This is a genomic window from Acinetobacter sp. 228, from assembly GCF_048147885.1.
In genome coordinates, this window is sequence record NZ_JAYWYV010000630.1 from 1 (window position 1) to 1,015 (window position 1,015).

General features: G+C 33.4%; 1 pseudogene. It reads left to right on the forward strand.

Annotation, left to right across the window (positions count from 1 at the left end):
• Window positions 1-1,015 (forward strand): annotated as a pseudogene (locus VXQ92_RS21420) (TonB-dependent receptor plug domain-containing protein); the annotation flags it as partial.

Consider the following 1,015-nt stretch of genomic DNA (forward strand, 5'->3'; position numbering starts at 1 on the left):
AAAAAGCACCTTATGATCAAAAAGGATATAGTACAAAAATTGGATATGACAATGAGGCTTTCAAAACAAGTTTAGCCATCAGCCAAAATAAAGGAATAAATAACTATACTACTGATTCCTACCACAACAATTCACAAAAACAATTTGAAAATCAGCTCATTAACTGGTTAGCAAGTTACAATATCAACCAAAATGTTGCTTTAAATGCCCGATATTCAAACACTAAAAACAACCAGACTTATTTAGGAAATCCTGATTCCCATTATAATGCTAAGGCAAATGAAGGTGATATCAATGCTAAATGGAAGTTTACTAATACTCAAAATTTACTTGCTGGAATAGATAGTAATCGCAGTGAATATAGTGCAGCTTCATTAATTGGTAATAAACAAAAAATAAATACAACAGGATATTACATCCAACATCAATACAATAATGATGGTATTCATACTCAAGCTGGGGTTCGAGTAGAAGATAACGATTGGTTCGGCACTCATACTGTTGGCCAAGTTGCAGCACGTTACCAAATTGCTCCTCTTACAAGTATTTATGCAAATATGGGAACAGCATTTAAAGCCCCAACCCTTGAACAATTGTATGGTTCTTATAGTCAATTCAATTTTCAAGGAAATCCTAATTTAAAACCTGAAGAAAGTAAGGCATATGAAGTTGGTATTGACCAACAATTAGCTTACGGACTCTCTGTTTATATATCTGCATATTATACAGATATCAAAAATCTTATTAGCTCTGGCAAGATAGATAATAAGAGTACTTATATAAATTTAGGTAAAGCTCGTATAACAGGTGGCGAAACAGGACTCAAATGGAAGCTGAATGAATATTTTTCAAATATTGAATAGTCATATATTAAAAGCCGTGCTACAGATAGTTTAACAAGCCAAAGTTATGATGTTGCTTACCGTCCTCACCAGACTATAACATTCACAGCAGGCTATGATGATGGGGTATATGGTGTAAATGCATCATTAATCGCACGTTCAAAAGCTAATGC